Source organism: Paenibacillus sp. FSL R5-0912 (assembly GCF_000758605.1).
Taxonomy (GTDB): domain Bacteria; phylum Bacillota; class Bacilli; order Paenibacillales; family Paenibacillaceae; genus Paenibacillus_AQ.
Genome location: NZ_CP009282.1, coordinates 4663718 through 4687333, shown reverse-complemented (window position 1 = coordinate 4687333; position 23616 = coordinate 4663718). Strand labels below are relative to the sequence as shown.

Annotated in this window: 20 protein-coding genes; 16 read left to right on the top strand and 4 right to left on the bottom strand. The window is 48.5% G+C overall.

What is annotated here, in order from left to right; genetic code table 11:
- Positions 1-642: an HAD family hydrolase gene (locus R50912_RS19855; protein WP_042237301.1), complete on the top strand. Its 642-nt coding sequence runs from the start codon at positions 1-3 to the stop codon at positions 640-642.
- A gap of 326 nt (positions 643-968) precedes the next feature.
- Positions 969-1754 (top strand): hypothetical protein, encoded by a 786-nt coding sequence (locus R50912_RS19845; protein WP_231637679.1) that lies wholly within the window; start codon positions 969-971, stop codon positions 1752-1754.
- Positions 1755-1817: 63 nt separating this feature from the next.
- Here R50912_RS19845 and R50912_RS19840 read toward each other — a convergent pair whose 3' ends face one another.
- Entirely contained in the window at positions 1818-2099 is a 282-nt protein-coding gene (locus R50912_RS19840) for a hypothetical protein (protein ID WP_042237298.1), read from the bottom strand.
- 78 nt (positions 2100-2177) lie between these two features.
- On the opposite strand from R50912_RS19840, the gene R50912_RS19835 reads away from it, so the two are divergent.
- Entirely contained in the window at positions 2178-2552 is a 375-nt protein-coding gene (locus R50912_RS19835; RefSeq protein WP_042237296.1) for a MerR family transcriptional regulator, read from the top strand.
- Positions 2553-2658: 106 nt separating this feature from the next.
- A complete protein-coding gene (locus R50912_RS33405; protein ID WP_052416535.1) occupies positions 2659-3099 on the top strand; it encodes an SHOCT domain-containing protein in 441 nt (146 codons plus the stop codon).
- Between the two features lie 117 nt (positions 3100-3216).
- Here R50912_RS33405 and R50912_RS19825 read toward each other — a convergent pair whose 3' ends face one another.
- Positions 3217-3729, bottom strand: a complete 513-nt coding sequence (locus R50912_RS19825; RefSeq protein ID WP_052416532.1) for a GNAT family N-acetyltransferase — start codon at positions 3727-3729, stop codon at positions 3217-3219.
- Between the two features lie 219 nt (positions 3730-3948).
- On the opposite strand from R50912_RS19825, the gene R50912_RS19820 reads away from it, so the two are divergent.
- Both R50912_RS19820 and R50912_RS19815 read left to right on the top strand, forming a co-directional pair.
- Positions 3949-4962: a phosphotransferase enzyme family protein gene (locus R50912_RS19820; RefSeq protein ID WP_042237294.1), complete on the top strand. Its 1014-nt coding sequence runs from the start codon at positions 3949-3951 to the stop codon at positions 4960-4962.
- Positions 4963-5284: 322 nt separating this feature from the next.
- Positions 5285-5644 (top strand): hypothetical protein, encoded by a 360-nt coding sequence (locus R50912_RS19815; RefSeq protein ID WP_042237293.1) that lies wholly within the window; start codon positions 5285-5287, stop codon positions 5642-5644.
- 87 nt (positions 5645-5731) lie between these two features.
- On the opposite strand, the gene R50912_RS19810 is transcribed toward R50912_RS19815, so the two are convergent.
- Entirely contained in the window at positions 5732-6079 is a 348-nt protein-coding gene (locus R50912_RS19810; RefSeq protein ID WP_042237291.1) for a winged helix-turn-helix transcriptional regulator, read from the bottom strand.
- Positions 6080-6207: 128 nt separating this feature from the next.
- On the opposite strand from R50912_RS19810, the gene R50912_RS19805 reads away from it, so the two are divergent.
- From R50912_RS19805 to R50912_RS19780, 6 genes are all read left to right on the top strand, one after another.
- The gene (locus R50912_RS19805; protein WP_052416530.1) at positions 6208-7317 is read left to right on the top strand and encodes a Gfo/Idh/MocA family protein; all 1110 of its coding nucleotides are present in this window, start codon (positions 6208-6210) and stop codon (positions 7315-7317) included.
- A gap of 122 nt (positions 7318-7439) precedes the next feature.
- Entirely contained in the window at positions 7440-8597 is a 1158-nt protein-coding gene (locus R50912_RS19800; RefSeq protein ID WP_042237289.1) for a copper amine oxidase N-terminal domain-containing protein, read from the top strand.
- A gap of 314 nt (positions 8598-8911) precedes the next feature.
- The gene (murQ, locus tag R50912_RS19795; protein WP_042237287.1) at positions 8912-9799 is read left to right on the top strand and encodes an N-acetylmuramic acid 6-phosphate etherase; all 888 of its coding nucleotides are present in this window, start codon (positions 8912-8914) and stop codon (positions 9797-9799) included.
- Between the two features lie 26 nt (positions 9800-9825).
- Complete coding sequence (locus tag R50912_RS19790; protein ID WP_042237286.1) at positions 9826-11244, top strand: PTS transporter subunit EIIC; 1419 nt, start codon at positions 9826-9828, stop codon at positions 11242-11244.
- 19 nt (positions 11245-11263) lie between these two features.
- Entirely contained in the window at positions 11264-12325 is a 1062-nt protein-coding gene (locus tag R50912_RS19785) for a DUF871 domain-containing protein (protein WP_269322072.1), read from the top strand.
- A gap of 61 nt (positions 12326-12386) precedes the next feature.
- A complete protein-coding gene (locus R50912_RS19780) occupies positions 12387-13238 on the top strand; it encodes a MurR/RpiR family transcriptional regulator (protein WP_052416527.1) in 852 nt (283 codons plus the stop codon).
- A gap of 290 nt (positions 13239-13528) precedes the next feature.
- On the opposite strand, the gene R50912_RS19770 is transcribed toward R50912_RS19780, so the two are convergent.
- Positions 13529-13747 carry a helix-turn-helix domain-containing protein gene (locus tag R50912_RS19770; RefSeq protein ID WP_042237280.1) on the bottom strand — a complete coding sequence of 73 codons (219 nt, stop codon included), beginning with the start codon at positions 13745-13747 and terminating at the stop codon, positions 13529-13531.
- 558 nt (positions 13748-14305) lie between these two features.
- Between R50912_RS19770 and R50912_RS33400 the strand changes: the two genes are divergently transcribed.
- The 4 genes from R50912_RS33400 (at position 14306) to R50912_RS19745 (ending at position 23520) form a co-directional block, all read left to right on the top strand.
- Entirely contained in the window at positions 14306-14710 is a 405-nt protein-coding gene (locus R50912_RS33400; RefSeq protein ID WP_052416525.1) for a hypothetical protein, read from the top strand.
- A gap of 93 nt (positions 14711-14803) precedes the next feature.
- On the top strand, positions 14804-22297 hold the full coding sequence (locus tag R50912_RS19755; protein WP_042237276.1) for an HYR domain-containing protein: 7494 nt from the start codon (positions 14804-14806) through the stop codon (positions 22295-22297).
- 113 nt (positions 22298-22410) lie between these two features.
- Positions 22411-22677, top strand: coding sequence for a hypothetical protein (locus R50912_RS19750; RefSeq protein ID WP_042237275.1), 267 nt, complete (start codon positions 22411-22413; stop codon positions 22675-22677).
- Between the two features lie 45 nt (positions 22678-22722).
- Positions 22723-23520: a DUF1906 domain-containing protein gene (locus R50912_RS19745; RefSeq protein WP_042237273.1), complete on the top strand. Its 798-nt coding sequence runs from the start codon at positions 22723-22725 to the stop codon at positions 23518-23520.
- The last annotated feature ends 96 nt before the right edge of the window (positions 23521-23616 follow it).

Here is a 23616-nt window from a genome sequence, read left to right as displayed (position 1 = left end):
ATGGACAGCATTATTTTTGATCTGGATGGCACGTTATGGGATTCTTCGGATGCAGTAGTGGTGGGATGGAATAGTGTGCTCAGCAATTACCAAGGTGTCGTAAGCGCAGTAACCAAGGAAGATTTACAGGGAATCATGGGTCTGCAGGTAGATGAGGCTGGCCGGAAGCTGTTCCCGAATATAGATGAGGACACCCGGCAAAGAATTCTCAGAGAATGCTGTGAAGTAGAGTGTCTTTGTCTGGCCAAGCAAGGCGGAAGGTTGTATGAAGGGCTGGAAGAAGTGCTTCAGGCATTATCTGCAAAATATATGCTGTTCATCGTGAGCAACTGCCAGGCGGGTTATATTGAGGCTTTTTATGAATACCATCAGCTGCAGAAGTATTTCACAGATTACGAGAATCCGGGCAGAACCGGACTATCCAAGGGCGAGAATATCAGGCTGGTTATGGAGCGAAATCACTTAAGCAGTCCTGTCTATGTGGGCGATACGGAGGGAGATATGAAGGCGGCGGGGATTGCCGGGATTCCTTTTGTGTACGCAAGTTACGGATTTGGCGAAGTGAGCAGGTATGATCTTGTGATTGATCGTCTGGATGGGTTATTGGCGTTGTTTGATATCGCTACAGGAGATGAAGAATGAAATTCACATACATGCTGAATAGTATAGGCTGGGCAGAATCCTCTCTTGAAATTGAGCACAATGAAGTCTATATGGAACCTTCTTATCTGTCAGAGCCGTTAATAGATCTAGTACAATCTGTTGAACTTCTTGTTCCAAGTCTGAATGCTCCGGAGGAAGTAAGGGATTATCGGCAGAATGGAGACCTCTTAGCTTAGTAAGAACTTTAAACAAAATTGAATATGGAATCTGGGTTAATTAAATCTGGATAATATTGTATTATGTGCAAGATTTCAATAGGTTACCTTATGCTCAGCTACATAAATTCATGGAGTGGGGAACAAGCTATGGATGAGGTGGTCCATATGCCATTATTAAGCAAAGGCTCAGCAATAATCTTATCCCTGTCGCTCGCGTGTACTACATCCCCAATAACTACTAATGCTCAAGATATACCAAATTCTGGGGTTGGTAATCCCGAAGAGACCGCTAAACAACTGGAACAGCTGAAATTTCGCCTGAAGGAGCTTGAGCCGCCCGAACCCGTTACCATTATGAATTCGCCAGAGGAAACAGAGGCTGCTGCACATCTGCCTAAAGATATAATATCCATTTCCGGAGTAATTAAAAAAGGCAAGAGAATTCCTTTCTTTATTATAAAGAATGACCCTCTCTATCAGAGACCTGTGTATGAAAAACATTGGCATAGCACCTATAGTGGAGGAAGATGGAGTTACATGCCAACGCGGATACAATACGCACTCCACCGGTTATTTACAACCTACGATATCGGTTTATCCAGCCAATACGATTTCCAGCAGAATGTAGGCATTCAATTCCCGCTGTTTCAGAACAAAACGGATCTGGATCTGTATATCATTGCTTTTCAAACGGAGATTACAGCTGTGTATACCAAAGGTAATCAGGTAGTTGTCACAGGTATCCCTAAACATGCTGGCGTTCAAGTCGCGACTATCAAAACAGGGAATCTGCATCCCACTGACCTCAAAAAGGTAATGCTCATTCAATTAGCCACCCCGCAGGGTGATGAACTGGATGATTCGTACATCGGCTATGCGCAGCCGGATTTCTGGTCACAGCAAATACGGAAGCGAAAAGAGCGGGAAGAGTAAGAGGAGTGTAGCATAGCAAGCGCCGGGAAGCGGGAGTATCCGCAGGTACCGGCGCTTGTTGCTTTAAAAAAGGGTGTAACTGAAATATAAGTATAGCGAGAGTAAACAGCGGACCAGCACATGAAGCAGATGGATGTGCCCCTGAAGCACATATCCGTTGCGAAGTGCGCAGCAAAATAACAGGATCAGTCCAAACGGTAGAAAAAGCGGATGATACGGTGTGCAGAGCAGCGCTAATGAACCAAGAAGGTTAGCTGCTGTCAGTGATAGTTGAAGGTTCCGGCGTTTGATGATGGCGGCGGCACCCATGAGTAGTGCGTACAATACAATTAGGAGATAGATCATTCTTGTTCCTCCTTGCAGTGGGATATAATACGAGTTAATCACATGGGGTTAACCCCATGGCAAGGGGGGCGGAGGACGATGCAAATTGGAGCGTTTGTCAGAGAGATGGGGACAACGGCGGATACCGTGCGCTACTACATGGAGCTGTCTTTGCTGGGACCGGAGCTTAAGGGGAACCGTTATTCTTTTGGAGAGAAGGAAGTCCGGGATTTCCAGGCCATCGCACAGCTGAAGCAGTGGGGCTTTGCGGTGAAGGAGATTCAATGTCTGTTCCGACATAAGGCGCAATCCGGCTGCGGGACAGCGGGGGTGCTCCGCTTCGCCCGTGACATACTGCAGGAACGTGTGCATGCCATCGACATCAGTATTGCGGAGCTGGGCAGGCAGCGGGAAGGGGTTCTGGAGAATCTGGCTGAGGTGGAGGCGGTGCTGGGGCGGATTTATCTTCGATAATTAATAAGTTGTTTAGCTTATTTTAAATTTGGAGTAAATGATAAATATAGCAATAATATAGAAAAATATGCTAAGATAGACCCATCTTGAATATGAGGTGGATAATATGATACATCAGATCAGCGGGGGTTCATCATCTCTCGAACTCTATGAGGATTACCTAGTAATTAAGCCAAGTAATGTACAGAAATTAGGAGGACAAACTCAAACAATTCCTCTGGATTCGGTAGTAACAATCAGTATAGTTAAACCTTTTCTAAAAGTACCTTATTTACAAGTCATTACACCGGGCCTGCAAACATCCAAAAAGGATAATCTTAAAGGGGCAAGCGCGAACGTTGTGCTGATTCAGCCTGGTAAAATGAAAACCGCCGAAAAAATTCGTGAATATATTGCAAGCTATAAATCCGGAAGAAGCAATCGCCAAGCTCCTCCTGCTCCGGCCGGATCGATCGATGATCTGAGACAGCTCGCTGAGCTTAGGGATTCAGGTATTATTACTACGGAAGAATTCGAAGCCAAGAAAAAACAGATTCTGGGGCTATAAATCCACCTTTAGTTAACAAGGTATCTTTGTCTAAACAAAGGTACCTTGTTTTTTTATGAGTCCAGTATAAAGAATTAGATGAAGTAGCCGTTTTCTGCTCCTCATTAATAAGCCCACTTACCCCCGCATCAACTTCATGCACACCTGGGGTTCCTCATCAACGCTTCTGCAGGGTTCACACACTTCAAATCCAAACTTGCGCACACTGGCTATTGATGCAGCATTGTGTGGATGGGTCAAGATATAAATACAATCTACGTTAAGATGCTCGAAGCAGAGCTTAATGAGTACAGGTAAGGCTTCCGACATATATCCCTGTCTCCAGTAATCTTTCCAGATATCATAGCCGATCTCGACTTGTTTCAGCTCACGATCCCAGTAATGATAGCCGCAGGTCCCGATAAATGCATCCGTTTCAATATCGAACATGCCGTAACGGTGATGGCCTTTTCCCTCTGGACTGGCGTAATGTTCAATGATTTCTATGGCTTCTTCATAGCTACAGGGCGGTTCGCTGAAATGTTTGCACATCTCCGGGTCTGAGAATTGTCTATACACTACATCAATATCCTCTACATTCAGCAAGCGGAAGTGCAGCCGCTCCGTCTTAAACGCTTCTGATAATTTCATAATTGCTCTCCTGTTCATAAAAAACCATTTATATACAATCATTATGGTTTTTTGCATCCACATTGTCTATGATAATTCATAAGACACTCATCCATCTTGAATATCATTACACGTAGTGTCCGGGAGAGTAGAATTTGGGCACCCGTCAGTGTGATGATGCTTTTTACTAGTTTTATAGTCGCTATTGCAGTCGAACTAAGTCACCGGAGGGATACACAAATGGAAAATGCTATTAGGGACATATTTGAACAGAAAGATATTATGCGTATTGCCGCAAGCCGCTATGAAATCAACCCTGATGAGTTAACTTACATAGGCGGGTTTCAGAACTTCGTGTACGAATACCAGCGGAGCGGTGAATTGTATATTCTAAGAATTACTCCAGGAATGCACCGGACTGCAGAGCAGGTTAGAGCAGAGCTGGACTGGATTATCTATCTAACCGGGAACGGAATCTCAGCGTCGGGTCCGATTCTTTCTGAGGATGGTAATTGGACTGAAGTTATAGAAACGCCGGAGATGTGTTTTATTGCCGCCTGCTTTGACAAAGCCCATGGCAACAGGATCGGCTATCCCGAATGCCTGAACGATAACGCCACCTATGAGGAGCTGGGCCGGATTACAGGGAAGATGCATGTGCTTGCCAAGCGGTATGACAATCCGGATGCCTCTGTGCGGCGGCATGACTGGAATCTCAATTATTATCTGCAAAATATCGATATTCTGCCCCCCTCGCACCATCACGTACGAGAGACTTATTACAGCATCACAGAGACCATCCATAAATTTCCGAAGGATAGAGAGGCTTACGGACTTATCCATGGGGATATGGGGTTCGGGAATTTCCATGTGAGTGATCAAGGCAAGATCACGTTATTCGATTTCGATGAGGCGCAGTACAGTTGGTTTGTAGAGGATATCGCCATTCAGCTATATTATCTGGTCTATGTATACGGCGGGGAAGAGGGCCGGGACCACCGTGAGGAACAGGCTCTCCGGTTTATGGATCATTTTATGAAGGGGTACAGCCGGGAGAACACCTTGGAGCCGTATTGGCTGAAGCAAATCCCTGTGTTCCTGAAGCTCAGAGAACTGATTGTTTACATCGGGGCATACCGGAATTTCGACGGTGACGAATCCTTCAGTTCATCAGATAATCAATGGTTCAAGGATTGGATCAGCGAAAGCAGAGAGCGGCTTGAGCATAACGAACCTATTGTTAATGTATGGTAAAAAGGCAGCGGTGGTGAAGCCTGGTACCAAGTTGTGGAACGGGCGGTGCAATATGAGGCTTTTGTGCAGACATACAAGACCTCTAACCGAACTGCGGTGATGAATAAATAATCATGATCTATTTATGAATCTGTAGAGAAACCGGGCTGCTACCGATGCAGTCCGGTTTTTTTGTATGTATTTTTGGCTGATAAGACCCATAATGCATAGTATCCTATAGGCCGGAAGCGTCATTAATCACAGAAAAGGAAAACGTTTACAATTATAATGTAAGCGTTATCTAAATGCTGTATACATTATTACGCAAAGGGAGGAAGAAGACTTGAGGTTACACAAGGTTTCCTTTAACATGCTAGTAATTATGGGTTTTAGCATTCAGTACGCATTAATGCATCTTTTTTCTGCAGGCGAGGTCCTTGCCATTTCATCGGCTGAGCTTATCATTTATATGGTGTTCACTTTTGCCGGGCTGGGCCGGTTCTTTCAGCGCAGAAGACAGGTTCTGAACGAGCAGGGCTGCGGGTCGGCCGGACTTTTTTTCAGCGTATTATGGACGGTTTCGCTCTGTTCACAGTTTCGGAAAGAGAATTACCCGGACGCACTGACAATCATTAATTCACTTGGCGTGTCTGCTGCCGGGCTGATCCTGATTACCGAAATTGTTATTTTATTTAAGGCTTGACATACATAAAGTGATCTGTACTGGAGGATGCGTAATCCGCCGGTGAAGGAGCTTCTTTCATTTTAGATGATAGGAGCTTTTTTTGATTTATTCAATTCCCGTGCGGGTGTCCCGGTTTACTGTATTAACAAACCGTTTGCCCCATTCACACAGCGGATCAAGAACCATCCTGATTGACCTTCCGCTGTCCGTCAGCTCATATACCACTTTTGGAGGCACTTCAGGGAATACGGTCCGGAGAATAAGCCCGTCTGCTTCAAGCTCTTTAAGCTGCTGGGTGAGCATTTTTTGGGTGACCGGTGACAGCGTGCGCAGGATTTCCCCGTTGCGCATTGCTCCTTGCTCGGCCAGCAGGCAGAGAATCGCTGTTTTCCACTTGCCGCCGATCCGCTCCAGGGTGGCTTCCGTAGGGTTGTGGTACTTTTTATGTGTCATAATCATCGATCTCCTTCAACGTACCCGATTGGTAACTATATTACGAAAAAGTGCGTACTTTTTTGTTTTGATTATAAAGGTTATATTCAATCGTGTCAGTACAACGCTAAATGTGGAGGTAATAATATATGGCTATGGGGACAAGAAATTCATGGGGAACAGGAATCGTCGGAGCAGGCGGATGGGGTGGAGTGGCTCATATTCCTGCGCTCGCAGCGCTTGAGGCATATGAGGTGAAGGCCGTAGTCGGCACACGATTAGAGAGTGCACAGGCGGCGGCTGAGCTCCACGGCATTGGCTCTTCCTATAGTAGTACATCGGAGATGGCCAAGCAGGACGGAATTGACGTAGTAGTGGTAACTGTAAAAGTACCCGAACATGACCGGCTGATCCGGGAAGCCCTGGATGCCGGTAAACATGTGTACAGTGAATGGCCGCTTGCCCGGACTACTGCGGAAGCGGAGGTGCTACTTGAACTTGCGGAAGAACGGGGAGTGAAGCATGTAGTGGGTCTTCAGGCACGGGGCAATCCAACTGTCCGCTACATCAGGGACTTGGTCGCTGAAGGTGCTATTGGCCGTGTATTAGCTGTGAATATAATGGTTAGTCTGCCTGTATTTCCGACCTCGAACGGAACAGTGGACCAGGCACATGTCTATCTGCTGGATGAAGCTAACGGGGCAGACCAGCTGACGATTGGTGCTGCACATGTGCTTGATGCAATTGAATATATGGTATCGCCGTTCGTTGAGGTGTCTGGTAAGCTGGATACGCAATACCCTGAAGTTCACGTACTGGAGACTGGTGAATCAGTGACCGCAAATGCACCGGATCACGTGCTCGTTAGCGGGAAACTGGCACAGAATGCACTTGTTTCGGCACAGTTCGTCAATGGTGGTGCCCCCGGATTTACGCTGAGGATCATCGGAACCGATGGTGAACTGGTCATCACTCCGCGGGATCAGCTGATGTTTCAGATGGACCGGCTGACGCTGCAGCTCGCCCGTCCTTCCGGTGAGACAGAGATGCTGGAAACGCCGGATGTGTATGCATCACAGGTACATCAGCTGCTCCCCGGTCCCGGATACAATGTAGCTCATCTCTACGCCCGATTGGCGCAGCGGCTTGACGGGGAAGAGGTGGAATTGCCTGATTTCACCCAGGCGGTCCGGTTGCATCGTCTGATGGATTCGATTCGTAAGGCAAGCGCCTCGGGTGTCCGTCAAGAAATAAGATAGTTTACTGATACTTACTGCCCGCTTTCTTGGCATTTCTCAGTCTGCCATTAAATTTCTGGTGTTCCGTCTGGTTTGTGCTATGATTTGAGATATGGTATTTTCTGAGAAAGAAGGGGCTCTTTATGATTACTTTTAAGAAAATTCTGCAGATCATTGGTCTTAGTGTTCTTGTAACGGGCGTTGTTCATCCCCCCGCTATGGAAGCAGCAGCTACTAGTACAGCACAGACCGCGAACTTACCGGCTATCCGTATCTATTTGAACAACTCGCAGATCACCTCTTCAGCAGGAGGAGCCACCCTAATGAATGGAACGGTGATGCTCTCGCTGGACATGCTATATGTCAGGGGGGCAACGGTCAGTTACGATGAACATTCGAAATTGATCACCATCGGGAATCTATTCACGAAGGGCAGCATGAAGATCGGGAGCCGCATTGCAATGGTGAACGGGAAGCAAATCACTTATTCCGCAGCCTTCCAGCAGGTGAATAAGCAGCTCTACATCCCACTGCGGTTCGTGAATGATGCCATTGGCGGCTCGCTGAAATGGAATGAGGACAGCCGGGAGGCGCTCATCAGTTATCCTGAATTTGTCGGTGACGGCCAGACCAGTAAAGACGCGTATTTCTTAAACGGGGTGAACGGCACTTTATATAAGCGGGATGCAGCAGGAGTGGTTCACTCTATGGGCGCCTCTGCAGCCAAGCTTGAACCTTATTATATTGCGGGTACACGGCTGACATCGGTGAAGATTTCAAAAGATGCGGATTTGGTGACGATTCAGAATTCGAGCGGTGAACCTTCGGTCAACCTTACGGTATTCAACCTTTTTGTCAAAAATGGGGCCATCCTGCGCCAATCCACTGCCCATTACTGGCAGTTCTCCCCTCTGGAGCTGAAGTCATATGGCGGTAACGCCGTTATGAACGATGGCCACACGGTCCGGCTGATTGCGCCGGATGCTTCCGTCCTGCAAGCCTGGAACGTATCGAAGCTGGCAGGTACGCCGGATCAAACCTACGCCATTGAAGCCATAGGTGAGAATTATCTGGTTGCCCGCTCCTCACAAGAAGGCTTCCTGACGTTAATTGATACCGGAGCTAACCGGGCAATCCTCCTCTACAAGGAATTCGGAATTGATCCGTTGGATATGACGGGATTTAAATACGATGGGATTGAGTTCGCAGGGAGTAATGATGATAAATCAGAATTGCGGTTCAAGTTTACAGGCAGTAAGAAGGAAAGTAAGACTTTTATGTACCGGTTGGGTGGGTTGTAATTGGGTTGGTCCATGGTTTGTTGAATGTACAAAAGTAAGAAACTTCTCCTTTGATTTGAAATGGTTAGGTTGTACTTCCATTTTACACAGGAGCGGTTTCTTTTTTTGTGCTTTTAAAAGATTGAAGATTCGCTTTCCGCTTAAACAGTCCGTTCGCGCAGCGTCCGCTCAAGTGCACACGTTAATCTTACCCTTTAACCTCCCGGTGATATTTAATTTTAACTAAATAAAATTTATATTGAAATATTATTTCAGTGATGTTATTCTTCACTTAGAGAGCGATTTCATAAACAGAAAAGGATGATGAGGAAATCATGTTAGAGCATTTGACAACAGAGACCCGCAATAAGAAAACAATGAACCTGGATGAATTAACTCCTCTTGAACTTCTGGAAGTGATGAATGAAGAAGATCACAAGGTCGCAAAGGCGGTTAAACAGGAAATTCCGCAAATTGCCAAAGCAGTAGAGGTGATTACAATGGCGATCAAACAAGGCGGACGCTTAATTTACATGGGGGCTGGAACAAGCGGGCGTATCGGCTTACTGGATGCTGTTGAATGTCCGCCAACCTTTGGAACAACACCAGAGGAGGTCATCGGGTTAATTGCCGGAGGAGAGAGGGCGTTCATCAAGGCGGTCGAAGGTGCAGAGGATAACGAACAATTAGGGGTGCAGGATCTACAGGATATCAAGCTGTCCGCCAAAGATGTAGTCGTTGGAATTGCTGCCAGCGGACGCACACCCTATGTTATCGGCGGATTAGAATATGCCAATTCTATAGGAACACCCACTGTAGCTGTGAGCTGCAACAAGGATTCAGCAATTGGTAAAATTGCCGGGATTGCAATTGAAGTCGTAAATGGGCCGGAAGTGTTAACCGGGTCAACACGTTTGAAAGCCGGCAGTTCGCAAAAGTTAATCTGCAACATGCTGTCAACAGCTTCGATGATCGGTACGGGAAAAGTGTATGGAAATTTAATGGTGGATGTACAGTTAACCAATGAAAAGCTTGTAGAACGTGCCAAACGGATTGTTATGGATGCGACAGATTGCGACGCTGAAACGGCGGAGAGTGTTCTGCAGCAGGCAGATCATAAACCGAAAATTGCCATTGTGATGATTCTTGCGGGGCTAACTAAAGAAGAAGCTGTGCAACGGCTGGAAGAATCACAAGGCTTCGTCCGTCAGGCGATTCAATAATAAGGTAAGAAGAAAGGGGCACAAGCATGAGTAAATATCATGATTTAGCGGTCAAAATACTAGGGGCTATCGGTGGCCGTGCGAATGTATCCTCTTATACCCATTGCATGACCCGTCTTCGAGTAACGGTTGTGGACCGCAGCCGGATCGCCGAAGCGGATTTGAAGCAAATCGACGGGGTTCTGGGTGTGGTGGATGATGAAACGTATCAAGTCATTCTCGGGCCAGGAGTTGTGACCAAGGTAGCTGAAGAATTCGGTAAAGTGTTGGAAAACAGCGGGCCTGAGGGCGATCCTTCAACTTCGGCTGAACAATTACAGGCTAAAGGCGCACATATGAAAGCGCAGCTTAAAAAGAAGAATGATACTCCGTTCAAAAACTTTTTACGGAAGATCGGAAATATTTTCATACCGCTTATCCCTGCGTTCGTTGGAGCCGGATTAATTGCAGGAATTGGCTCGATTCTAGCTAACAATATTACAGCAGGCAACTTAGACACTGCAACCTGGCAGCAGTATGTAACAATTTTAAATGTGATTAAAAACGCAATTTTCAGTTACCTGGTGATTTATGTCGGTATTAATGCCGCTAAAGAATTTGGAGCTACTCCTGCTCTCGGGGGAGTGATCGGCGGGGTAACGCTCTTAACAGGGGTTACAGCGGACCTGCCCATCTTTAATATATTTACGGGTGCGCCTTTAACGGCAGGACAAGGAGGAGTTATCGGCGTCCTCATCGCCGTATGGATTTTATCAATCGTCGAGAAATATTTGCGAAAAGTGATTCCTGATGCGGTTGATATTATCGTTACACCAACAATCGCCTTGCTGGTCGTGGGGCTGATTACTATATTTTTCATTATGCCATTCGCCGGATTTATTTCCAGTAATTTAATCGGAGCGATTAACTGGACGTTAGAAGTTGGCGGTGCATTCTCGGGATTTGTTCTAGGAGCAGCGTTCCTTCCGCTTGTTATGTTAGGACTGCATCAGGTATTGACGCCGATTCACATTGAGATGATCAATGATTCAGGGATGACACTGTTGCTTCCGATGCTGGCTATGGCTGGTGCGGGTCAGGTCGGGGCTTCAATTGCCTTATGGATTCGCTGCAAGAAGAATAAATCATTAACGAACATGATTAAAGGTGCGCTTCCGGTAGGTATTCTGGGAATCGGCGAGCCCTTAATTTACGGGGTTACCTTACCGCTGGGCCGGCCGTTCATTACAGCTTGTATTGGCGGTGGGATTGGTGGTGCGGTCATTGGTTTATTCGGCAACGTTGGAGCGATTGCCATTGGTCCTTCCGGGGTTGCGTTAATTCCCTTGATTGCGGGTGGATTATGGCTGAAATACGTAATAGGCTTAATTGCAGCTTACGCTGGCGGATTCATCGCCACTTATCTCTTCGGTACACCCAAAGAGGCTATGGCAGAACAGGATTAAGCGACCCTGAAATATTGAGGTGATTCCATTGCTCGGAATTTCGATTTTTGTGGCGGACCGCTCGTTAGAAGACAACGTTAGGTATATGGAAGAAATGAAGGCTGCAGGCTGTACGGAGATATTCACCTCTCTTCATATGCCGGAAGATGATATCGGACAATTGAAGGAGAAATTGCTGGAGATCGCAAACGCTGCCCGGCGGTTAGGAATGGACCTGATGGCGGATATTTCCGGAAAAGCATTGGAGAAATTTTCATTTCCCTTTCTACTGGAAGCTGGTGTTACAGGTTTGCGGATGGATTTTGGTTTTAGCGCCGTTGAAATTGCAGCCTACTCACACAAAATGAAAATCGCCTTAAATGCCAGTACCTTAACCCCGGAATTCCTGGCTGCCTTACAAGAGCATCACATTTGTCTAGACAATATTGAAGCCTGGCATAATTATTATCCCCGCCCGGAGACAGGTCTGGATAAAGAAGCATTTATAGCGAAGAACAGATGGCTGCAAGCGGAAGGTATTACGACGATGGCCTTTATTCCGGGAGACGGGCTAAAGAGAAAACCGTTATTTCAAAGCTTGCCTACCTTAGAGAAGCACAGGAATCAATCTTCTTTTCTAGCTTATCTGGAATTAGAGAAAGATTGTGCGGTGGACAAAATTTTCGTTGGCGATTTAACCCTATCAGAAGGGTCTCAGGTTCAATTTCAGCAGTATGAAGAAGGGATTATTTCTTTGCGGGTAATCCAAGAATTGCCTTATGCCCTATGGGATAAGGTCCACCTGAACCGCCTGGACGCTGCCCGTGATGTAGTTCGCTCAGAAACTGCCCGGACAGATCAGGAACGTTTTGTAATGACCCGAAGTATTGCGCCTATGCATACGTACAAGCGGCCTAGAGGAACGGTTACCGTCGATAATTATTTGTACGGCCGCTATGAACATGAGCTGCAGATCACATTAAGAGATCTGCCAGCACATGAAGCTGTTAATGTGATTGGTCATGTGATAGAAGAGGACCTTCCTCTTTTGGACTACGTCAGACAAGGCGGAAGGCGCTTTAGCTTCACAGCTGCTACTTAATGATTACTCCCCTCTATTTTGTTACAATAAGGAGAATAGACTGAGGAGAGGAGCTTAGAACTTGGCAGCAGGAAGTATGATTTCCCAAATTGAACTGGTATTGAATGAACTTCCGGAATCAGAAAAAAAAGTAGCGGAGTTCATTCTTGCCAATGCTAAAGAAGTGATGCATATGACCATACATGAGCTAGCAGCCAAAGCGGAGGCAAGCAGTGCGGCGGTTGTCCGTTTTTGCCGGTCACTGGGCATCGAGGGCTTCCCCGCTCTGAAGATCCGTTTATCCGCTGAAGTAGAGAACAAGAATTATGTGGGCTACTTTGATGTTGAATCCAATGAAACAGTGCATTCTATCATTGATAAAATGTTGTCCAATACCATATTGACCTTTCAGAACACGGCCAGTCAACTGGATGCGCAATCGATCGGGCAGGCCGTGAGCCTGTTACAACAGGCAGAGGTTATTTATGTTTATGGGATAGGCGCCTCTTTTATCATTGCAGAGGATGCAGCACAGAAATGGCTTCGGCTCGGCAAAAATGTATATGCTATTTCAGACCGTCATTTATTGGCCGCAGCCATGGCTACGAAATCAGAAAACGCCGTCTTCTGGGGAATTTCGTATAGCGGTGAGACGAGAGAGGTCATTCAATTAACAAAACGGGCCAAGGAGCAGGGGATCAAAACGATTAGCCTTACCCGTCCCGGAAATAACAAGCTTGCCCAGCTCGCGGATGTTTCTCTATTTACATCACGTGCACCGGAAGCCAAGCTTCGCAGTGCAGCAACAAGCTCGAGATTTGCCCAATTATTTGTACTCGATATTGTCTTTAGCGTATATGCCTCTGCCCAGCATGATTTAACTGTGGAACAGCTGGCGAAGACAAGGCAGATGATTGAAGTTTTGTATGATTAATGTTGAACCTCTCTATAGAAACTCCTGCTAATCGGATTAGCTGCACCGGCGGCCGGAAATAGTTGGATTTTCTCTGGTATAATATACAGTTCCGGCTGTTTCTGTTTAAACATTGCATATAAAAGAGGGCATCCAATCGGTAAACTCCGTATGGATGCCCTCTTTACTCTGAGCAGATAAGAATCAATAGGTTTCGCGCAATCCATTATCGTTATCTTTCCTGCTGAAACGGTCACATGGATTGGATAAGACAGAAATTATGTAGGATTTGAGCATTGTTCTTTCTAGATTTACAAATCCTGATAAACAATATTTATAAGTTCGATTTTCAAGGTTTGGATGGCTTCTTCCCGTGGCAGCATGATGAATTTGGATAAATATTCGATGTCTACCGAGAACAGGCTAAGAATATCCTCCATGGATGCTTTATCTCCGCTCTTCGCTTTTTTTACTGTCTCGACGAATGGATGAGATTTTCCTTCAAAATTTCCAGTCCCTTGCGCTTCCATTTGCTAACCCCCTGTTGAGTCATATGTAATTCGCCTGCAACCTCTTGCTCTGCCATCCCGTCTATTACCGTTTTTTTGATAATGTACCTGCATTTTTCCCAGGGGATCATTTCCAACAGCTCGTCGACGAATAACTCTGAAATTACCAGACTCTCAAAGCTGTTGTCATAAAGCTGATTCTCATAGAGCGGATTACTTTCCCGTATCAGTTGAATGCGAGTCTTATATTGGATTCTCCATGCTGAGCGTTTTAACAATTTTCTGCAGGTTTCAACTAGCTCGTCATCACAGGTAATCATGAATTTACCTCCCCATGTTCAGTTATACACTTTATAGACGGGTTCAGCAGAACCTGTTCCCCCAGGCCGGTTTTCACCATTCGCTGATCCTCTTATATAACAAGTAAAATATTCCATAGATTCCACAACTGACAAAAACATAAATTTACATGATTACTATTTTTCTGTCTAAAGTTGTAAAAATAATCTCTCCAATACCATGTATTTTGAGAAAAAGGGAGGCTTGTTTGTCGAAATTACATTTTTGGAGGCGCTGGCGATGAAGGATTATTTTACACCGGAGATTATCAATTCCATGCTTACTGTGCTGATTGTTCCGCTGTTTGGCCTGATGGCAAAAGCAATAATTGCTTATATCAAGCGTGAAATGGTCCGTCTGGAGCAAAAAATCGGCAGCGAGGCTGTAAACGGTCTGCTGGAGCGGGCGGCGGATGCCGTTGAATCCGCTGTAATTGCTGTGAATCAAACGTTCGTTGAGACGCTGAAGCAGCAAGGTGCTTTTGATGCTGCCGCGATGGAGAAATCTTTCCTTCTGGCAAAAGAGAAGGCGATTGTCATCTTGGGGGAGGCCGCCAAAGAGGAGCTGGGCCTTGTCATCGGAGACCTTGAAGCATGGATCGAAACGAAAATAGAAGTTTATGTGAACCGCAATAAACAGTTGTGAAATCCTGCCCGCAGTTCCCTTTGATTAGTAAAGGAGGGGCCAAGCTTCGCCATGATTAATACGCTTATCAAATAAAAAGTTAGGGGATGCATGATGAAACATTCAAAGAGGAAAATGAAGCATGTGCAGCAAGGACGGTTAGGCATTATCAGTAAATGGCTGTGTCTCTCACTCCTGATTCTGATGCTGGCGCCCGGCGCCGTATTCGGCTCAGCGAAAATGTTCCCGGACGGCTCTTCGGATCAGAGCGCAGGCAAAGCTTTTGCGGCAGTGTATGATGCTCCGCCTACCGTACAGCCGATTCAGAATAGATTAACAGTCAAAGAATCGGTCTACAATTCCGTATATGATTCGGTGTATGGGCTAGACCCTACTCTTGGAGTCATATTGCATCACGGTGCGTATCAGCTGAGTCTGCTTGCGGCCAGCGATGTACAGGGAACGATGGCCCCGGTGTCACCGCTGCTGCAGCAGATCAAGCTGTCACAGGCCTCGGGTGTTATTCCAGGGGGACGCGGATTTATGCTTCCGCAGGTCGTGGCTGTCAAGGATCTGGCGGGCAATCCGCTGGCAGGTGTTCCGGTTACATTCACCGTTTCGGAGGACAGCACAATCACAGCGGTTATGCGCGGGCTTAACAGCACTGGGATCACGGTTTTCTCGGATGCAAACGGATATGCCACAGCCGCTAACAACTACACAGGTTATGCTGGAGAAGGCTACCAGGTCTATTCTAAAAGCACTGGTGTCATTAAGACACTGGAGGTGAAAGCTACAGTCCCGGGTCTGCAGCCGGTTACCTTCAAGGTGGAGATCGGTTCCGTAGGCTCCAACCTGATCGACACCACTCCGCCTACGATTAAGGCCACAGCGAAGGTTGATGGTGGAACTCCGTACATTGCGGGAACCTGGACCAGTCATTCGGTGACGGTTCATTACACGGCGGAAGATACCTTATCCGGCATCAAATCACTGACCTCCGATCAGAGCTTCACAGCTGAGGGAGTCGGCATGACGGCAACGGGGAAGGCTGTTGACAGTGTCGCAACCAGTGATGAGGATAAGAACCATTATTCCATCGCGACCTTTGGGCCCATTAACATTGACAAAAGCGCTCCGGTTACAGCGATAACCGTGACGGGTGCCGAAGCCGGCAGCTGGAATCACGGGAAGGCAACGCTGCATTTTGCCGCAGAGGATCAATATTCCGGTGTGGACTCTATCTATTATAAGCTGGGTGAGAATGATGCCGTGAAAACTGCGGGTACAAGTGCCGGGCTTGAGATCGACGAGGAAGGAACAACTGCAGTCAGTTACTGGGCTGTGGATAAGACCGGGAATGCGGAAGCCGCCCGGACAGTGACCGTGAAAATTGACAAGAGCGGCCCGCTCATTGCCAGCATTCTAAGCCCGAAAGCGAATGATAAGGGCTGGAACAGTACGGATGTCACAGTCTCGCTCACCGCTTCAGATGCCAACTCGGGTGTTAAGGAGATCCATTATACACTGGGAGCAGACGGGGAAGAGAAGACTGTATCAGGAACAACCGCTTCGTTCGCCGTTCAGACGGAAGGAATTACACCTCTTACATTCTGGGCAGTGGATCAGGCAGGTAACAGTACACCTGTGCAGACAACGGAAGTGAAAATAGATAAAACCATTCCGGTAATCACCGTTCCGGCAGATATTACTATTGAGGCCAAGGCAGTACGTACTCCTGTCGATATTGGCAAAGCCTCCGTTCAGGATATTTCCATCCCGGATGTCATCCTGACAAACGATGCACCGGCGGATTATCCAATCGGTACGACAACTGTAAAGTGGACAGCTGTGGATCCGGTTGGCAATACTTCTTCACAGGTGCAGAAGATCACCGTAAAGGATACAACGAAACCAGTGCTCACTGTGCAGGGAGATATCGTAGTGGAAGCTACGGCTGTACAAACACCGTTTGTTGTTGGTGGAGCCTCGGCCGTTGATATCTTTCCGGTCATTGTGGTGAATGATGCGCCGAAGGAATTCCCTATAGGTCCAACTACGGTCACATGGACCGCGACAGATGCGAACAGCAACGTGATCACAGCTACACAGAAGGTAACAGTAGTCGATCGGATCAAGCCGGTGCTGACTGTGCCTGCGGGCATTACGAAAGAAGCTGTGGGCCGAAGAACAGCGGTAGCTGTTGGCACAGCAACCGCTACGGATATTTTCAAGGTAAGTATTACGAATAATGCGCCTGAAGACTATCCGGTAGGAACCACTAAGGTCAGCTGGGTGGCGAAAGATGAGAATGGCAATACCTCTACAGCAGATCAGACTATCGTGATTACCGATACAACCAAGCCTGAGCTGACGATTCCGAAGGATATTACAGTGGAAGCAACAGCCAAACGGACGAAGGTAGCTACCGGACAAGCCGAAGCCACTGATCTGTTCGATGTGCTTTTAACGAATGATGCTCCGGCTGACTATCCGGTAGGCACAACCCTGGTAACCTGGACAGCCAGAGACGAGCATGGAAATGTCTCGGAACAGGTGCAGAAGATCACGGTTACAGACAAGACAGCGCCACACCTGACAGTGCCCGGGGATATTACAGCAGAAGCCACTGCCATTAAGACACCGGTAGAGCTGGGGCAGGCGACGGCTACAGATATTTTCAAGGTTACGGTTACGAACAATGCACCAGACAGCTTTATCTTTGGGACCACGGTAGTTACCTGGACAGCTACCGATGAGAACGGCAACAGCACCAAGCTAACACAGACGGTAAAAATTGTAGATACAACGAAGCCGCTTGTCACGCTGCCAGGCAATAAAACGGCAGAAGCGACCGGAGAAAGAACGAAGGTGGACATCGGCCAGCCGGTGGTAACAGAAATATTCCCGGTGACAATCGCGAAGGATGCTCCGGCAGATTTCCCGCTTGGCACGACCAAGGTGACCTGGACCATAACAGATGAACATGGCAATGCAACTATAGGTACGCAAGAGATCAAGATCGTGGATACTACCAAGCCAGTCCTTACTGTACCTGAGAATATTACAGTAGAGGCGACAGCGGTCAGATCCATAGTTGATCTGGGCCAGCCCGTTGTCTTCGATCTATTCAAGACCACTGTCATTAACGATGCGCCGGATGATTTCCCTGTCGGCACAACCAGAGTGACTTGGATGGCTAGTGATCCAAGCGGTAATGTGGCGATTGGGACACAGGATGTGACGGTAGTGGATACGACCGCTCCTGAACTCCAGATCCCTGCAGATGTAGGAGTCGAGGCTACAGCAGTTAAAACTCCGGTAGTGATTGGAGAGGCAACAGCTACGGATATTTTTCCGGTTACAGTAACCAGCAATGCTCCCGAGGTCTATTCAGTGGGAACGACTGAAGTCATCTGGACCGCTAAGGATGCCAACGGTTTAGTAACTACAGGCAAGCAAAAAGTGACGGTAGCCGATACAACACTGCCAGTGCTGACAGTCCCTGAGGATATCAGCATCGAGGCTACAGCAGTTAGTACCCCTGTCAATATTGGCAAGGCTACGGCAACGGATCTGTTCCCGGTAACGGTTGTCAGTAATGGTCCTTCCAGTTATCCGCTAGGCAAAACAATTGTGACCTGGAAGGCGACCGATGCGAACGGGAACTTCAGTACCGGGACGCAAATTATTACCGTTGTGGACAATACCGCACCGGTAATAGCTGCAACGCCGGATATTACAATTGAAGCCACCGGACGTACAACTCCGGTTCAGCTCGGGGTGCCGGCAGCCACAGATATTTTCGGAGTCGCCTCAGTGACCAGCGATGCTCCGGCTTCATTCCCTCTGGGAGTGAAAGAGGTGACCTGGACGGCCAAGGACAAGAACGGCAATGTGTCCAACCGCAAGCAAAAGGTTACAGTAGTGGATACCACAAAGCCGGTGCTTAGTATTCCGGAGGATGTAACCGTAGAAGCTGCAGCGCTACACACACCGGTCGAAATTGGGACGGCAACAGCCACAGATTTATTCGAGGTTACGGTCAAGAGCGATGCCCCGGAGGCTTATCCGTTAGGTATCACAAAAGTGAACTGGACGGCCATAGATGAGAATGGCAATATCTCCACTGGGGTACAGATCATAACAGTGGTAGATACCACGAAACCAGTGCTCACTATGCCGGAAGATCTGACGGTGGAAGCCACCGCAGTGCAGACGCCTGTGGAGATCGGACTGGCGTCAGCAACGGATATTTATCCAGTTACGCTTACCAACAACGCCCCGGATGCCTATCCGCTCGGTGAAACGAAGGTCATCTGGACTGCTACCGATGCGAACGGCAATGTATCTGCCAAGGTGCAGACCATTACGGTTGTGGATACGACCTGCCCGCAGCTGAACGTGCCGGAAGATAGGATCGTAGAAGCTACAGCGGTGAAGACACCTGTGGGGATCGGGCAAGCAACCGCAACAGATATTTTCAAAGTTACGCTTGTAAACAACGCCCCGGATGCTTATCCGCTGGGCATAACTGAGATCACCTGGACTGCTACCGATGCGAACGGCAATGTATCTACCAAGGTACAGAAGATTAAGGTCGTAGATACGACCAGGCCGCAGCTGAACGTACCGGAAGACATGAGCGTAGAAGCTACAGCGGTTGAGACACTAGTGGAGATTGGACAAGCAACCGCAACAGATATTTTCAAAGTTACGGTTGAGAGCAATGCTCCGGCAACTTATCCGCTAGGTACTACGGAGGTTACCTGGACGGCAACAGATGAGAGCGGCAACGTGACTGCCTTTGTTCAAAAGATTACGGTAGTGGATACCACGAAGCCGACGCTTATTGTTCCTAAGGATCAGACCGTTGAGGCAACCGCAGTTCGGACCCCTATTGAAATAGGGCAAGCTGCGGCGGAGGATATCTTCCCTGTGACGGTTACATCGGATGCTCCTGCCGACTATCCGCTGGGAACGACGACAGTCAACTGGAAGGCCAAGGACGTAAATGGCAACGAAATTATAGTATTACAGCGAATTACCGTTGAGGATACGACTCAACCGGTGCTGAAGTTCAAAGGATCTCTGCATCTGACCAAGGAAGCAACCGCGCTGGCAACCCCGGTAGAGCTGGAAGTGCCAGAGGTGCTCGAGCTGTTCCCGGTTACGCTAACCACGGATGCTCCCGGTTTTGGTGAACAAGGTCCAATTACATCAGAGGATAGTATAACTGCGGAGTTCCCTCTTGGAATAACAAAGGTAACCTGGACAGCCAAAGATCACAGCGGGAATGCCATGATCGGCATTGTAACGGTGACCATAACGGATACGGTCAAGCCCGTGCTCAAGCTTCCGGCAGACATTACGTTAGAAGCAACGGCAGTGAAGACGCCGGTACAGATTGGGGAAGCTACAGCCACAGATATCTATGATGTGACCGTTACCAGCAACGCACCTGAGGATTATGCGCTGGGTACAACGGAGATTATATGGACGGCAAAGGATGCGAACGGCAATGTAAGCACAGGCGTGCAGAAGATTACTGTGGTGGACACGACGAAGCCGGTGCTGAAGCTGCCGGAAGATAAGACGGTGGAAGCAACCGCGCTGAGAACTCCGGTAGATACCGGTATAGCTACAGCTACGGATATTTTCGGGGTGACCGTGACCAGCAATGCTCCGGCGGATTATGAGCTGGGCACGACGGAAGTCACCTGGATCACAACGGATCCAAACGGCAATAGTACAACAAGCGTGCAGAAGATTACGGTGAAGGATACGACGAAGCCGGTGCTGAAGCTGCCGGCAGACAAGACGGTGGAAGCAGCCGCGCTGAAAACTCCGGTGGACATCGGGTTGGCAACGGCTACAGATATTTACGGGGTTACCGTGACCAGCAATGCTCCGGCGGATTATGCGCTGGGCACAACCGAAGTGATCTGGACGGCAACGGATGAGAACGGCAACAGTATCACTGGCGTGCAAAAGATTACGGTAGTAGATACCACGAAGCCGGTGCTGAAGCTGCCGGCAGACAAGACGGTGGAAGCAGCCGCACTGAAAACTCCGGTGGACATCGGGTTGGCAACGGCTACAGATATTTACGGGGTTACCGTGACCAGCAATGCTCCGGCGGATTATGCGCTGGGCACAACCGAAGTGATCTGGACGGCAACGGATGAGAACGGCAACAGTATCACTGGCGTGCAAAAGATTACGGTAGTAGATACCACGAAGCCGGTGCTGAAGCTGCCAGCAGACAAGACGGTGGAAGCAGCCGCACTGAAAACTCCGGTGGATATCGGCTTGGCAACAGGCACGGATATTTACGGGGTGACGGTGACCAGCAACGCTCCGGCGGATTATGCGCTGGGCATGACCGAAGTTATTTGGACGGCAACGGATGCCAATGGCAACGTGACTACAGATGTGCAGAAGATCACGGTGCAGGATACCACGAAGCCTGTGCTAGGGCTGCCGGAGGATAAAGTCGCCGAAGCCACTGCGCTAAAAACTCCGGTAGACATCGGCCTGGCGACGGGCACGGATATTTTCGGGGTGACGGTGACCAGCAATGCTCCGGCGGATTATGCGCTGGGCATGACAGAAGTGAAATGGACGGCAACGGATGCCAATGGTAACGTGACTACAGGCGTGCAGAAGATCACGGTGAAGGATACCACGAAGCCGGTGCTAAAGCTTCCGGCAGATAAGACGGTGGAAGCGACTGCGCTGAAAACTCCGGTAGACATCGGATTGGCAACGGCCACGGATATATTCGGGGTGACGGTGACCAGCAATGCTCCGGCGGATTATGCGCTGGGCATGACAGAAGTGAAATGGACGGCAACGGATGCCAATGGTAACGTGACTACAGGCGTGCAGAAGATCACGGTGAAGGATACCACGAAGCCGGTGCTGAAAGCACCAGCAGATATTGCTGTTCCAGCTCTCGGCACCAAAACTCCTGTAAACCTGGGCCAAGCGACAGCGACCGATATCTTCGGATTTACGCTGAAGAATGATGCTCCGGCAGACGGCTTCCCGTTCGGGAAAACAGCGGTCACTTGGACGGCCACGGATGTGAACGGCAATGTATCAACGGCGGTGCAATATGTAACCGTAACTCAGGTATTTAAGGTTCAATCGTATAACGCCAGCAGAAGCAGCGTATCGAATACGATTTTTCCGAGAATAACCTTTGAGAACACAAGCAGCAGCACCATTCAGCTCTCGAGCATCAAGCTTAGATACTACTACACGATAGATGGCGAGAAGTCCCAGAGCTTCTATACCGATTACTCCAGGGTATCGGGTAGTTCCGGCAGCAGAACCATTCAGTCCTATATTACAGGGAGCTTTCAAAAGACCGCTAGCAAAACCGGCAGTGATTATTACTTGGAAATCGGATTCTCCAGCAGTGCCGGAAGTCTGAAGCCGGGTGAAGAAGTGGAAATCCAATGCAGGTTCTGGAAAACCAATTATTCGAACTATACCCAGACGAATGACTATTCCTTCAATGCATCGGCAACAGGTTATACCGATACCAACAAAATTACGGCCTACTCCTCCGGCAATCTGATTGCAGGCATGGAACCGTAAGCGGGCAAGTGCAGCATTGCACGGCTTCCAGGCTGCCGCCGAAACACTGGCTGCAGCTTGGAGTTTATATTTTATTATCGAGAGATCAACCAGCTCCATTCCGGGGGTACTATATGCCAGACGACATGAATGAAATACTTCAACGGTTGACCCGCGTAGAAACAAAGCTCGACATCATGAACAGCGCAAGGGATATTGCACTGGAGGCTATGCAGAGCAGCAAATCAGCACATTTGCGTATGGATGAGATACGGGATGAACTGTCCAGACTGAAGCTCAGGCAAGGGGAGAACCAGCGTTGGCTGGTAGGAACCCTGATCAGCAGTGTGGGGATATGTATTGCCGCAGCCGGCCTCTTGATTAAAATATTAATCGGGTAGCAGAAGCAGCAGTGGATGATTGACGTGAAGAGGGAGAGGACATGGATGGCCAAAGGATTTGATTGTGCGGCTCCGCTGTCGAAGAAGTTGGCGAAGCAGTTCCGGGATGACGGTTATGTGTTCGCCTGCCGTTACCTCGTGCCCTCAGGCTGGAAAAGGCTTACGAGGACAGAGGCGGCGGCCATCAGCGCTGCCGGACTGCAGATCGTCTCTGTGTTTGAAACGACTGCCAGCCGTGCGCTGGGCGGACGCACCGCCGGTCTGACTGACGGGGTGATTGCCGCACAGACGGCGTTAGCGGTTGGGCAGCCTGCTGGAAGCCGGATCTACTTCGCTGTAGATTTCGACGCATCTGCCAAGCAGATGGATACGGTAATCCAATATATCAAGGCAGCGGGTGAGGCTGCCCGGAATTACCGCTCAGGTGTCTATGGAAGCGTGGCTGTTATTGAGGCTGCAATGGCAGCCAAGGCCTGCACCGGCTTCTGGCAGACCTACGCCTGGAGCAAAGGCCGGAAGGCAGAGGGGATTCACATTTATCAGTACGACAACGGCCCCAGAGGGCTGGGTCAGCCGGTCCACGGAGTGAATGTGGATCTGGATCTGTCCAGTGGAGATGTGGGCTGGTGGAACACGCTGCCTGCGGCTGGTCTACAGCCGGGCAATACAAACGGAGAGGAAAATGACTATATGCTGAACAAAGAGGATGCTAATAAGATCATCGCGTTCATTCAAGCTGCCTATATGGCTGCGGGCAGTGCAGAGTCCAGAAAAGAATTTCACCGTCTAGCCAACGAACTGCGCCAGGCTTCGGGACAAGCGGCAGATTCAAATATTCAATAATCAGCAGCTTCGGATTACAGCCACCCCCGGGTGGCTTTTTTGGCATTGGGTTTTTCAATAAATAATTCAATAGATGGATTTATTTGTGCCTCCGGC